The sequence below is a fragment of the Demequina globuliformis genome, assembly GCF_000975155.1.
GTDB classification, from domain to species: domain Bacteria; phylum Actinomycetota; class Actinomycetes; order Actinomycetales; family Demequinaceae; genus Demequina; species Demequina globuliformis.
Genome location: NZ_BBRG01000001.1, coordinates 719188 through 732060 on the forward strand (window position 1 = coordinate 719188; position 12873 = coordinate 732060).

General features: G+C 65.3%; 16 protein-coding genes. All 16 read right to left on the reverse strand.

Annotated features, from left to right (window positions below; genetic code table 11):
• Window positions 1-45: 45 nt before the first annotated feature.
• The gene (gene rpsQ, locus AOP75_RS03320; protein ID WP_062076922.1) at window positions 46-333 is read right to left on the reverse strand and encodes a 30S ribosomal protein S17; all 288 of its coding nucleotides are present in this window, start codon (window positions 331-333) and stop codon (window positions 46-48) included.
• Window positions 334-345: 12 nt separating this feature from the next.
• The gene (gene rpmC, locus AOP75_RS03325; RefSeq protein WP_061960968.1) at window positions 346-588 is read right to left on the reverse strand and encodes a 50S ribosomal protein L29; all 243 of its coding nucleotides are present in this window, start codon (window positions 586-588) and stop codon (window positions 346-348) included.
• Window positions 588-1007 (reverse strand): 50S ribosomal protein L16, encoded by a 420-nt coding sequence (rplP, locus tag AOP75_RS03330; RefSeq protein WP_062076923.1) that lies wholly within the window; start codon window positions 1005-1007, stop codon window positions 588-590. Before rplP ends, rpmC begins: the two co-directional genes overlap by 1 nt.
• Before the next feature lie 5 nt (window positions 1008-1012).
• Window positions 1013-1822 (reverse strand): 30S ribosomal protein S3, encoded by an 810-nt coding sequence (gene rpsC / locus AOP75_RS03335; RefSeq protein ID WP_062076924.1) that lies wholly within the window; start codon window positions 1820-1822, stop codon window positions 1013-1015.
• Complete coding sequence (gene rplV / locus AOP75_RS03340) at window positions 1822-2196, reverse strand: 50S ribosomal protein L22 (RefSeq protein ID WP_062076925.1); 375 nt, start codon at window positions 2194-2196, stop codon at window positions 1822-1824. The genes rpsC and rplV overlap by 1 nt, the downstream gene beginning before the upstream one ends.
• A 29-nt stretch (window positions 2197-2225) precedes the next feature.
• On the reverse strand, window positions 2226-2504 hold the full coding sequence (rpsS, locus tag AOP75_RS03345) for a 30S ribosomal protein S19 (RefSeq protein WP_061960972.1): 279 nt from the start codon (window positions 2502-2504) through the stop codon (window positions 2226-2228).
• Between the two features lie 12 nt (window positions 2505-2516).
• The gene (rplB, locus tag AOP75_RS03350) at window positions 2517-3353 is read right to left on the reverse strand and encodes a 50S ribosomal protein L2 (protein ID WP_062076926.1); all 837 of its coding nucleotides are present in this window, start codon (window positions 3351-3353) and stop codon (window positions 2517-2519) included.
• A gap of 19 nt (window positions 3354-3372) precedes the next feature.
• Window positions 3373-3678 carry a 50S ribosomal protein L23 gene (gene rplW / locus AOP75_RS03355; protein ID WP_062076927.1) on the reverse strand — a complete coding sequence of 102 codons (306 nt, stop codon included), beginning with the start codon at window positions 3676-3678 and terminating at the stop codon, window positions 3373-3375.
• A complete protein-coding gene (gene rplD / locus AOP75_RS03360) occupies window positions 3675-4364 on the reverse strand; it encodes a 50S ribosomal protein L4 (protein ID WP_062078358.1) in 690 nt (229 codons plus the stop codon). Before rplD ends, rplW begins: the two co-directional genes overlap by 4 nt.
• A 4-nt stretch (window positions 4365-4368) precedes the next feature.
• Complete coding sequence (rplC, locus tag AOP75_RS03365; RefSeq protein ID WP_062076928.1) at window positions 4369-5031, reverse strand: 50S ribosomal protein L3; 663 nt, start codon at window positions 5029-5031, stop codon at window positions 4369-4371.
• Window positions 5032-5058: 27 nt separating this feature from the next.
• Window positions 5059-5367, reverse strand: coding sequence for a 30S ribosomal protein S10 (gene rpsJ / locus AOP75_RS03370; protein WP_042213186.1), 309 nt, complete (start codon window positions 5365-5367; stop codon window positions 5059-5061).
• Between the two features lie 334 nt (window positions 5368-5701).
• The gene (tuf, locus tag AOP75_RS03375; protein ID WP_062076929.1) at window positions 5702-6892 is read right to left on the reverse strand and encodes an elongation factor Tu; all 1191 of its coding nucleotides are present in this window, start codon (window positions 6890-6892) and stop codon (window positions 5702-5704) included.
• A gap of 119 nt (window positions 6893-7011) precedes the next feature.
• Complete coding sequence (gene fusA, locus AOP75_RS03380) at window positions 7012-9126, reverse strand: elongation factor G (protein ID WP_062076930.1); 2115 nt, start codon at window positions 9124-9126, stop codon at window positions 7012-7014.
• A 43-nt stretch (window positions 9127-9169) separates the two neighbouring features.
• Window positions 9170-9640: a 30S ribosomal protein S7 gene (gene rpsG / locus AOP75_RS03385; RefSeq protein WP_062076931.1), complete on the reverse strand. Its 471-nt coding sequence runs from the start codon at window positions 9638-9640 to the stop codon at window positions 9170-9172.
• On the reverse strand, window positions 9640-10014 hold the full coding sequence (rpsL, locus tag AOP75_RS03390) for a 30S ribosomal protein S12 (protein ID WP_062069968.1): 375 nt from the start codon (window positions 10012-10014) through the stop codon (window positions 9640-9642). The genes rpsG and rpsL overlap by 1 nt, the downstream gene beginning before the upstream one ends.
• Before the next feature lie 258 nt (window positions 10015-10272).
• Window positions 10273-12870 carry a type VII secretion protein EccB gene (eccB, locus tag AOP75_RS03395; RefSeq protein ID WP_062076932.1) on the reverse strand — a complete coding sequence of 866 codons (2598 nt, stop codon included), beginning with the start codon at window positions 12868-12870 and terminating at the stop codon, window positions 10273-10275.
• Window positions 12871-12873: the final 3 nt, after the last annotated feature.

Sequence of the window (12873 nt, forward strand, 5' to 3'; positions counted from 1 at the left end):
TCTGGTTCTCGCCCGGGATTACCGCACGAGCCTGGTCGAACCTAGTTACTTAGCCTTCTCGACGATCTCGACGAGACGCCACCGCTTCGAAGCGGACAGCGGGCGGGTCTCCATGACCACAACGAGGTCGCCGATGCCGGCGGAGTTGTTCTCGTCGTGCGCCTTGATCTTGCTGTTGCGACGGATGACCTTGCCGTAGAGGGGGTGCTTAACGCGGTCCTCGACATCGACGGTGATGGTCTTGTCCATCTTGTCGCTCACGACGTAGCCACGGCGCACCTTGCGCTGTGCCCGGCTTTCGTCGGTCGCGGTAGTGGGCTTGTTAGTCGACATTGTTCGCTTTCCTTACTCGGCCGACGCCGTGGGGGCCGTGCGGATTCCGAGCTCGCGCTCGCGCAGGATCGTGTAGATGCGGGCGATGTCTCGCTTCACAGCCTTCAGACGACCGTGGTTCTCCAGCTGGCCGGTTGCCGACTGGAAACGGAGGTTGAACAGTTCCTCCTTGGCCTTGCGCAGCTCGTCCACGAGACGCTCGTTCTCCATGGCATCGAGTTCGCTCGGCATGAGGCCCTTGGTACCGATGGCCATCAGATGTCACCACCCTCACGGGAAACGAAACGGGTCTTCATGGGCAGCTTGTGCTGAGCGCGGCTCAGCGCCTCACGAGCGAGGTCCTCCGGAACACCGGCGAGCTCGAACATGACGCGGCCGGGCTTGACGTTGGCCACCCACCATTCGGGCGAACCCTTACCGGAACCCATGCGGACCTCGGCAGGCTTCTTGGTCAAAGGACGGTCGGGGTAGATGTTGATCCACACCTTTCCGCCACGCTTGATGTGACGAGTCATCGCAATACGAGCCGCCTCAATCTGGCGGTTCGTGACGTACGCCGGCTCCAGAGCCTGGATGCCGAAGTCGCCGAACGACACCTCGGTGCCGCCCTTGGCAGCGCCGCTCCGCTTGGGGTGGTGCTGCTTGCGGTACTTCACACGACGGGGAATAAGCATGCTGCTTAAGCCTCCTTCTTGGCCTCGGCCGAAGCCTCAGCCGCGGGGGCCTCGGCCTTGGGAGCCTCGGCGGACTGCTGGCGGTCACGGGGACCACCCTCGCGACGGGCGCCGCCACGGCCTCCACGGCCGCGCTGGGGACGAGGGGCCTTGGCCTGCTCGGCCGCCCACTCCTTCTCCGTCATGTCGCCCTTGTAGATCCACACCTTGACGCCGATGACGCCGAACGTGGTGCGGGCCTCGAAGAAGCCGTAGTCGATGTTCGCGCGGAGCGTGTGCAGCGGCACACGACCCTCACGGTAGAACTCCGAACGCGACATCTCAGCGCCACCAAGACGGCCCGAGCACTGAACTCGGATGCCCTTGGCGCCTGCGCGCAGCGAGGACTGAATGCCCTTGCGCATCGCGCGGCGGAAGGCCACGCGGGACGCGAGCTGCTCGGCGATGCCCTGGGCGACGAGCTGTGCGTCGACCTCGGCGTTCTTCACCTCAAGAATGTTGAGCTGCACCTGCTTGCCGGTCAGCTTCTCCAGGTTGGAGCGGAGCTTGTCGGCCTCGGCGCCACGGCGACCGATGACGATGCCGGGACGAGCGGTGTGCAGGTCCACGCGAACGCGCTCACGAGTGCGCTCGATCTCGACCTTCGACACACCAGCGCGCTCGAGGCCCTGGCTCATCAGCTTGCGAATCTTGACGTCCTCGTCCACGTAGTCGCGGTAGCGCTCCCCGACCTTGGTCGAGTCGGCGAACCAGCGCGAGCGGTGGTCGGTCGTGATTCCCAGGCGGTAGCCGTGCGGGTTGATCTTCTGACCCATTACTTGGCCCCTTCCTTCACGGCAACCTCGGGCGTCGCGACGACCACCGTGAGGTGGCTGCTGCGCTTGAGGATGCGGTTGGCACGACCCTGAGCACGCGGCTGAATGCGCTTCATGGTCGGACCCTCGTCAACGGTGATCTCCTTGATGACGAGCTCACGCTCGTCGAAGCGCTCGCCAGCGGCATCGGCCTTGACTCGCGCATTGGCGATCGCGGACTCGATGAGCTTGCGCACGTCGGTCGCGACCGCCTGCGGCTGGAACTTCAGCGAGGCGATTGCCTCGGTGGCGTTCTGACCACGGACCAGGTTCACGACACGGCGAGCCTTCTGGGCGGTCACGCGAAGGTATCGCGTCTGCGCCTTGGCTTCCATCTGTACTCCTCTAACCTTCGCCGGGCGCCTTAGCGGCGGCCCTTGCGGTCGTCCTTGATGTGGCCCTTGAACGTGCGCGTGGGAGCGAACTCGCCCAGCTTGTGGCCGACCATCGACTCGGTGACGAACACCGGGACGTGCTTGCGGCCGTCGTGCACGGCAAAGGTGTGACCCAGGAAGTCCGGCGTGATGACGCTACGGCGCGACCAGGTCTTGATGACGTTCTTGGTACCCGCATCGTTCTGGGCGTCCACCTTCTTCTGCAGGTGGTCGTCGACGAAGGGGCCCTTCTTGAGACTGCGTGGCATTCTTCAGGCTCCTTAGCGCTTCTTGCCAGTACGACGGCGGCGGACGATGAGCTGGTCGGACTCTTTGCCCGGCTTGCGGGTGCGGCCCTCAGGCTTACCCCACGGCGAGACCGGGTGGCGTCCACCGGAAGTCTTGCCCTCACCACCACCGTGCGGGTGGTCGACCGGGTTCATGACGACACCACGCACGGTCGGGCGCTTGCCCTTCCAGCGCATGCGGCCGGCCTTACCCCAGTTGATGTTGGACTGCTCGGCGTTGCCGACCTCACCGATGGTGGCGCGGCAACGAGCGTCGACGTTGCGGATCTCGCCGGAGGGCATGCGCAGCTGCGCGAAGCGGCCCTCCTTGGCGACGAGCTGCACCGAGGCACCCGCGGAACGGGCAATCTTGGCGCCGCCGCCGGGCTTGAGCTCAATCGCGTGGATGACCGTACCGACCGGTATGTTACGCAGCGGGAGGTTGTTGCCAGGCTTGATGTCGGCGCCGGGACCGGCCTCGACAACAGTGCCCTGGGACAGCTTCTCCGGAGCGATGATGTAGCGCTTCTCGCCATCTGCGTAGTGCAGGAGGGCGATGCGCGCGGTGCGGTTGGGGTCGTACTCGATGTGAGCGACGGTGGCAGGCACGCCGTCCTTGTCGTGACGACGGAAGTCGATCACGCGGTAGGCGCGCTTGTGGCCACCGCCCTGGTGGCGAGTGGTGATGCGGCCGGTGTTGTTACGGCCGCCCTTCTTGTGCAGGGGACGGGTCAGCGACTTCTCGGGCTGCGACCGCGTCACCTCGACGAAGTCGGCGACCGACGAGCCACGACGGCCCGGAGTCGTCGGCTTGTGCTTGCGAATAGCCATGGTTGCTTGAGTCCTTTACCTAGCCCACGTGGCCCGAGAAGATGTCGAGCGCTTCGCCGTCACCGACGGTGACGATGGCGCGCTTGACGTCCTTACGCTTGCCGAGCCCGTAGCGGGTGCGGCGCGTCTTGCCCTTGCGGTTGATGGTGTTGACAGAGACGACCTTGACGCCGAAGACCTGCTCGACCGCGATCTTGATCTCGGTCTTGTTGGCTCGGGGGTCGACCTCGAAGGTGTACTTGCCCTCATCCATGAGCGAGTAGCTCTTCTCCGACACGATGGGACGGATCAGGATGTCACGGGGGTTCTTGTTGACGGTGCTCACTTGGTCTCCTCCGCCTCAGACTCGGTGGCGACGGCGGTCGCCGACTTGCCCTTGGCAGGGCCGGCCAGGAACGCCTCGAGCGCGCCAGCGGTGAAGACGGTGTCGTCGTTCACCAGCACGTCGTAGGTGTTGAGCTGGTCGACCGCGATGACGTGGATCCACGCGGCGTTACGCAGCGACTTCCACGAGACCTGGTCGGTGCGCTCGAGCACGACCAGGGCGCTACGGCCGTTGGTCAGGTTCGAGATCGACTCGAGGGCCTTCTTGGTGGAAGGCGTCTCGCCGGCGACGAGGCTCTTCAGGACGTGCACGCGGCCAGCGCGAGCGCGGTCGGAGAGAGCACCGCGCAGGGCGGCAGCCTTCATCTTCTTGGGGGTGCGCTGCGAGTAGTCACGCGGCTGGGGACCGTGAACGGTGCCACCACCGGCGAACTGAGGGGCGCGGATCGAACCCTGGCGGGCGCGACCGGTTCCCTTCTGCTTGTAGGGCTTGCGGCCACCACCCGCGACCTCGCCGCGGGTCTTGGTGGCGTGGGTTCCCTGACGCGCAGCGGCGCGCTGTGCCACCACAACCTGGTGGATCAACGGAACGTTGGTCACGACGTCGAAGACCTCAGCGGGAAGCTCGGCGGTGCCGGCCTTCTTGCCAGAGGCGTCGCGGACGTCGACAGTCAGAGCATCAGCCATGGTGTCACGCACCCTTCACGGCAGAGCGAATAAGGACGACGCCGCCCTTGTTGCCGGGAACCGCGCCCTTGACGAGCAGCAGACCCTTCTCGACGTCGACCGAGTGGACGGTCAGGTTCTGGACGGTCTTGCGGGCGTTACCCATGCGACCGGCCATCTTGAGGCCACGGAACACGCGCGACGGCGTCGAAGCGCCACCGATCGAACCGGGCTTGCGGTGGTTGCGGTGTGCACCGTGGGAGGCGCCCACACCGGCAAAGCCGTGGCGCTTCATGACACCAGCGGTGCCCTTACCCTTCGTGGTGCCTGTGACGTCGACCTTCTGGCCTGCCTCGAACACCTCAGCGGTGAGCTCCTGGCCCAGCGAGTAGTCGGCAGCGTCAGCGGTCCGGACCTCGGCCACGTGGCGGCGCGGCGTGACGCCGGCGGCCTCGAAGTGGCCCTTGAGCGGGTCCGTCACGCGACGGGGGTCAACGGTGCCGAACGCGAGCTGGACAGCTTCGTAGCCGTCCTTGTCCGCGGAGCGCACCTGGGTCACAACGTTGGTGTCGACCTGAACGACGGTCACGGGAACAACCCGGCCCTCGTCGTCCCACACCTGCGTCATGCCCAGCTTCGTACCCAGCAGTGCACGCGTGGTGCGCTGGGCATTGGAAGTCGTAGTCATGGTGCTTGGTTTCCTGTCTTTGGGGAGTTAGAGCTTGATCTCGATGTTGACGTCCGCAGGGAGGTCGAGACGCATGAGCGAGTCGACAGCCTTGGGAGTCGGGTCCACGATGTCGATGAGGCGCTTGTGGGTGCGCATCTCAAAGTGCTCGCGGGAGTCCTTGTACTTGTGGGGCGAACGGATCACACAGAACACGTTCTTCTCCGTAGGCAGCGGGACGGGGCCCACCACCGACGCACCAGCACGCGTGACCGTCTCGACGATCTTGCGGGCCGAGGAGTCGATGACCTCGTGGTCATAGCTCTTCAGCCGAATGCGGATCTTCTGTCCCGCCATGGCGTGGTTCTGCCTTTTCTCTCGAACGACTAAGGTCTCCACCTCCGACCCCCGCGCTCGGGCGTGTCGCATATCTGCGACGCACAGGCGCGCTTACCGAGTGACTCGGCTCGTCGTTGGTGGTGTGCGGCTGCCTGCAATAGGCAACCTGGATATTGTGCCAGATTTTTCCCCGGCGCGCCACTCGGGCGCTTGCGGCCGATGCTGTAGTACCGGCCCGTGGGGTCAGCGCCCCCGGGGCAGCCCGGGTGCAGACGTGCGCGGGGCCATCGGCCCTCACGCAGAAGCGGGGCCTGACCGAAGTCAGGCCCCGCTTCCGGAGCGTAGCTACAAACTACTTGATGATCTTGGTGACGGTGCCTGAACCGACGGTGCGGCCACCCTCACGGATCGCGAAGCCCTGACCCTCTTCGAGAGCGATGGGCTGGATCAGCTCAACCGACATCTCGGTGGTGTCACCCGGCATGACCATCTCGGTGCCCTCGGGCAGCGAGATGACGCCGGTCACATCCGTGGTGCGGATGTAGAACTGCGGACGGTAGTTCGTGTAGAAGGGGTTGTGGCGGCCACCCTCATCCTTGTTGAGGATGTAGACCTTGCCCTCGAAGTTGGTGTGCGGCGTCGTGGTGCCGGGCTGGACGATGACCTGTCCACGCTCGACGTCCTCACGCTTGGTACCGCGCAGCAGCAGACCGCAGTTCTCGCCGGCCCACGCCTCGTCCATCTGCTTGTGGAACATCTCGATACCGGTGACCGTGGTCTTCTGGGGCTCACGGATACCGAGGATCTCAACGTCGGAGTTGATGGCAAGCTTGCCGCGCTCGACCTTACCGGTGACAACGGTTCCACGACCGGTGATCGTGAAGACGTCCTCAACGGGCATCAGGAAGGGCTTGTCCATGTCACGCTCGGGCTCGGGAACGTTCTCGTCCACAGCGTTCATGAGCTCCTGGACCGAAGCAACCCACTTCTCGTCGCCCTCGAGCGCCTTGAGCGCCGAGACCTTCACGACGGGAGCGTTGTCGCCGTCGAAGCCCTGCGACGACAGCAGTTCGCGGACCTCCATCTCGACGAGGTCGAGGATTTCCTCGTCGTCGACCATGTCGGACTTGTTGAGCGCGACCAGCAGGTAAGGAACGCCAACCTGCTTTGCGAGCAGCACGTGCTCACGGGTCTGTGCCATGGGGCCGTCGGTGGCGGCAACCACGAGGATCGCGCCGTCCATCTGAGCAGCACCGGTAATCATGTTCTTGATGTAGTCGGCGTGGCCGGGGGCGTCAACGTGTGCGTAGTGACGCTTCTCGGTCTCGTACTCGATGTGCGCGATGTTGATCGTAATGCCGCGCTCGCGCTCCTCAGGAGCCTTGTCGATGTCCTCGAAAGGCGTGAAGGGGTTGAGGTCGGGGTACAGGTCGTGCAGCGTCTTCGAGATCGCAGCGGTCAGCGTGGTCTTACCGTGGTCGACGTGACCAATGGTGCCGATGTTGACGTGCGGCTTCTTCCGCTCGAACTTGGCCTTAGCCATGAGGGGTTCCTCCTGAATTAGTGAGACTCGGGTAAAGATGTTAAGCCTTACGCTGGCCGGAAGCCATCTGGGGCGCCATCCCTACTGGTCGTATTATTTCTTATTTTCAACCGGTGGGGTTACTCGCCCCGGGTCTTCGCGATGATCTCGTCGGCAACAGCCTTCGGGACCTCCGCGTAGCTGTCGAACACCATCGAGTAGACGGCACGACCGGACGTCTTGGACCGCAGGTCGCCGACGTAACCGAACATCTCCGACAGCGGCACCAGCGCGTCGACCACCTTGACGCCGGACGCATCCGACATCTGGCGAATCTGACCGCGACGGGAGTTGATGTCGCCGATCACGTCACCCATGTACTCCTCGGGCGTGCGCACCTCAACGGCGAACATCGGCTCGAGCAGAACGGGCTTCGCGAGTCGAGCGGCCTCCTTGAAGGCCATCGAACCGGCGATCTTGAACGCCATCTCCGAGGAGTCGACGTCGTGGTACTGACCGTCGAGCAGCGTTGCCTTGATGCCCACGACCGGGTAACCGGCCTGGATACCCAGCTCCATCGACGCCTGGATACCAGCGTCAACCGAAGGGATGTACTCGCGGGGCACGCGGCCACCGGTCACAGCGTTGACAAACTCGTACTGCACCTCGGAGTCGTCCGGAAGCGGCTCGAGCGCGATCTGGACCTTTGCGAACTGGCCCGAACCACCCGTCTGCTTCTTGTGGGTGTAGTCGTACTTGTCGATCGTCTTGCGAATGGTCTCGCGGTAGGCCACCTGGGGCTTACCCACGTTGGCGTCCACCTTGAACTCGCGACGCATGCGGTCCACGAGGATGTCGAGGTGCAGCTCACCCATACCGCCGATGACGGTCTGGCCGGTCTCCTCGTCCAAGCGGACGCGGAAGGTCGGGTCTTCCTCAGCGAGCTTCTGGATCGCGGTCGACAGCTTCTCCTGGTCACCCTTGGTCTTGGGCTCAATCGCCACGTCGATCACGGGCTCGGGGAAGGTCATCGACTCGAGCACAACCTGGTGGTCCGGGTTGCACAGCGTGTCACCAGTGGTGGTGTCCTTCAGACCAATGACGGCGTAGATGTGGCCGGCCTGAATGGTCTCGACAGGGTTTTCCTTGTTGGCGTGCATCTGGAAGAGCTTTCCGATGCGCTCCTTCTTGCCCTTGGTCGAGTTGATGACCTGAGCACCGGTCTCGAGGTGACCCGAGTAGACGCGGACGTAGGTGAGGCGACCGAAGAAGGGGTGCGACACGACCTTGAACGCGAGGGCCGCGAAAGGCTCCTCGGCGTCAGCGTGGCGCTCGATCTCGATGGTCTCGTCCTTGGCGTCGACACCCTTGATGGCGGGGACGTCGGCGGGGCCGGGCAGGTAGTCGATGACCGCGTCAAGCATGGGCTGCACGCCGCGGTTCTTGTACGCCGAGCCACACAGGACCGGGTAGATCTCCGACGCGACAGTCAGCTTGCGGATCGCAGCCTTGATCTCTGCAACCGTGAGCTCTTCGCCGCCGAGGTACTTCTCCAGGAGAGCCTCGTCCGACTCCGCGACGGCCTCGAGGAGCTCGGCGCGGTACTGCTCGGCCTTGTCCTGGAGGTCCGCGGGGATCTCGGTGGTCTCGTAGGTAGCACCCATGGTCACGTCGCCCTTGGCGTCGCCGGGCCACACCTTGGCGTTCATCTCGACCAGGTCAACAATGCCGACAAAATCGTTCTCAGCACCGATGGGCAGCTGGATCACCAGCGGCTTGGCGCCGAGGCGCTTGATGATGGTCTCGATGGTGAAGTAGAAGTCCGCGCCGAGCTTGTCCATCTTGTTGACGAAGCAAATGCGGGGGACGTCGTACTTGTCAGCCTGGCGCCACACGTTCTCCGACTGGGGCTCAACGCCCTCCTTAGCGTCGAAGACCGCGACGGCACCGTCGAGCACGCGGAGCGAGCGCTCCACCTCAACGGTGAAGTCAACGTGACCCGGGGTGTCGATGATGTTGATCTGGTGCTTGTCCCAGAAGCAGGTCACCGCGGCGGAGGTGATGGTGATGCCGCGCTCCTGCTCCTGCTCCATCCAGTCAGTGGTCGACGCACCTTCGTGAGTCTCACCGATCTTGTGGTTCACACCCGTGTAGAACAGGATGCGCTCGGTGGTGGTGGTCTTGCCGGCGTCGATGTGCGCCATGATGCCGATGTTGCGGACCTTCGTGAGGTCCGTGAGCACGTCCTGTGCCACGAGTGGTTCTCCTTGGGTGTGTTCCGTCGAACGCGGTCAGCGACTACCAGCGGTAGTGCGCGAACGCCTTGTTCGACTCGGCCATCTTGTGCATGTCCTCACGGCGCTTCACAGCGGCACCAAGGCCGTTCGAAGCGTCGAGGATCTCGTTCATCAGACGCTCGGTCATGGTCTTCTCGCGACGAGCGCGCGAGAAGTCGACGAGCCAGCGCAGCGCGAGCGTCGTCGAGCGCGACGGACGCACGTCAACCGGGACCTGGTAGGTCGCGCCACCGACACGGCGGCTGCGGACCTCGAGGGCGGGACGGATGTTCTCGAGCGCGCGCTTGAGCACGACGACGGGGTCCTGACCGGACTTCTCGGCGACACCCTCGAGCGCACCGTAGACGATCGCCTCAGCGGTCGACTTCTTGCCGTCGAGCAGGACCTTGTTGATCAGCTGCGTGACGATGGGTGCACCGTGGACGGGGTCGTTGATGATGGGCCGCTTAGGGGCCGGTCCCTTACGAGGCATTACTTCTTCTCCCTCTTCGCGCCATAACGGCTGCGAGCCTGCTGGCGGCCCTTGACACCCTGGGTGTCGAGCGAGCCGCGGACAATCTTGTAGCGGACACCGGGGAGGTCCTTCACACGGCCACCGCGCACGAGCACGATCGAGTGCTCCTGCAGGTTGTGACCCTCACCGGGAATGTAGGCCGTGACCTCGATGCCGCTGGACAGGCGCACACGTGCAACCTTGCGCAGAGCGGAGTTCGGCTTCTTAGGGGTCGTCGTGTAGACGCGCGTGCACACGCCGCGACGCTGGGGGCTTGACTTAAGCGCCGGGGTCTTGGACTTGCCCGGCTTGTCTTGCCGGCCCTTCCGAACCAGCTGCTGAATCGTAGGCACTACTTCTCCGTTTGGTCGTTGGACGAAAACTCATGACGGTGCGACCCCCGCGCCCGGGCGTGTCGCTCCTGTGTTGCGTGCTCCCGACGGGGCACACAGAGATGCCCGACGTCGCGGGCACGAGTATCAACAATACTCGCCACGCGCATCCGCGTCAAAGCCAAATGCTCGGGGCCGTGCTAAGGAGCCTCACCGCTGCGTGGACGAGCGCCTCCCATGCTACCCCTGTGAAGGGAAAACCGGTGCCGATCGCGCCGGTCAGCGAGACCCCGGCTCCGCGCCAGACGGTCCTTCTGGGGGCGGCTCGACCACCTTGGTCGCGTCGCGCCGCCTCGAATCAAGCAGGCCGGGTCGGCTCGGGGCTGACTCCACGGCAGTGTCACGGCGCCTGCGCATAACAAGGACGGTACCCATGCTTGCTAAGGCGGTGGCACCGACCACCGCGACGACGACCATGAGCGCGCGCGTATCCGCGAGCGGGGACTGCACGTGGCGCGACTCCAGCGCAACCGTGCCGGGGGCGACAGGCTGCGCTGCGGTCTGGGTGAAAGGGTTGTCCGGACCGCGCTGTGAGGATCCTGGCACGAGTGCGAGCGCGTCATACGGCTGGACAATGCCCCACCCCGCGGCCTCGTCCCAGTGGTCCGGGTTCGCGCGAGCGGCGCTCGCCGTCAACCTATATGTGGTCTGCGCAATGGTGTCGTCTGGATACTCTTCGCGCACGAGTGCAGCCGCGCCCGCGGCATAGGCCGTGGCGAAGCTGGTCTGGGGCTGCTCAGTGGCGAAAAGACAGTCACCCGCTCCAGTGGCGGAGGTCAAGACGTTCTGCCCTGGCGCCGCGAGGTCGACGTGCTCGCCATGGATCGACGCATCCGTCACCACCCCAGCGGTCGTGGCGGCCGCAACTCCGAGGACCTCGTCGTAGGCCGCAGGGAACCGGGCGGTGTCGGTCGGGGCATCCGCGGTGGTGGCGTTACCGGCAGAAGCCACCACGAGGATGCCGGCCTGCGTGGCGCGCTGCACGGCCGCGCGCACAGCCGGATGGTCGCTCTCATCGCTGAGTGACACGTTGATGATGTCGGCACCGTTGTCAACGGCCCACTCGATGCCAGCAGCGACCTTCGTCGCCGTGGGCCCGTGACCTGCCTCGATGGATTGCTCGTCGGTGCCGCGATACACCCTGACCGCCAAGAGATCAGCGTCGGGAGCCACTCCCACCACTCCGGATCCCTCGACCGCGCGGGCGGCCATGGCACCCGCGACAGCGGTGCCGTGGCCCTCGAAGTCAACGTAGCCATCGGCCTCGTCGTCGCCAGCGAGGTTGACCCCACCGACGACTGCGGAGGCCAGGTGCGCGTTGCCAGCGTCAATGCCGGAGTCCACGACAGCAATGGTCACTCCAGCGCCCGTTGCCACCTCACCCGCGGCATCGGCCTGCAACACGGACAGCGCCTCCGGGGTCTCGGGACTGTACTCGATTGTGCCCGGCTCACACCGTCCGCTCGAGCCGACCGAGGCGCGCAGCGCCGCGTCGACCGTCATCGCGGATTCTGGGCTGCGCCCGGCGGCCTCGACGGTCAGGTCGGGGCCCGCGGGGAAGAACTGCGACCACGCACTTGGCACGCGGGTTTCATCGTCGCCGGTGTAGCCCAGCCTGGCGAGAATCTCGTCGTCGGACCCGGGGATGGGGAAGGCGGTGCCGGTCTGATCGATCAGTGCCACGGTGCTCGCGGCCTGGTCGCCAGCACCCACCACGCGCGCCAGGGCTCCGCCACGCACGGCGACACTCACCCCGGCCTCTGATGGGGCCGATGCCGTGGTCGCCAGGGTCGTCACGGGCGCGAAGGACTCGGTGTGGGTGAGCGACGCACAGGGCGTCGCGGTGGGGTCGATCGGGGTGAAGGCCTCGTCCGGCCACGCCTGACCACTGGAGTCGACCGGTGCCGTGGGGAGGTTCGCGATGTCCGCCGGCGCGACTTCGCGCGCACCCCCCAGGGATGCGCCCGTGCCCAGTTGGTAGAGCTGGAACTCCACACTGCTAAGCGGGCGCAACTCTCCGTTGGTGGTCACGAGGAACAGCGAATCTGATCCCTCGGGCGTGAGCACCGACCCCACGACCAACGACGTACCGTCCACGGCCTGACCCGCGCCGTCGATCACGAGGGGTGCAAGCGGGGCGCCCTCAGCGAAGAGATTGAGCCATCGGCTCTCAACCGGCACGGCGACTGCCTCTTCCAGCCCGACCGCGCGCAGCACTGCATCGGGCCCCTGGGGGTCAACGGCGTAGCGCACCTGGTCCGCCACCACCCACGGCACGCCATCAACGGTCACGAGCGCCGCGCCAGTCGGACGGTCAAGCCCCGACGCCCCGGGAACGGCCACGGCGGTCTCACCGTCAGCCACGCACGCACTCCACCCGGTCGGCACCAGGTTCTGGGCTGCCGGCACATCGTCAGGTGCCCCCACGATGCCCACCGCGGGCCCCACCGGAATGTCCGCCACGGTTCCCGAGTCCGTCGCGACGACCGTGAACTCGTCCGCAGGGATCAGCAGGCGCGCGCTTGTCGTGTTCAGTGCGGGGTACAGCGTCGCGTCCATCGAAACAAAGCGGGATCCCGTGTCCTCCAGGACAACCAGGCGGTTGGACTCCCAGTCATCCGGCAACCCCTGGTTGAAGTAGCCGTAAAACAGGCCGACGAGCACCACCATCACCGCAAGAGTGATCGAGGCGATGACCGCGCGCAGGGGTTTCGCGGGTTCGAGTTCCTTGCCGCCGGGCGCACCCGAGGTAAAGGCCGTCAAGAGGCGGCGGCGGCTGAACGTCTGGGCCTCGATGAGGTCCTTCTTGGTCGCCATGGA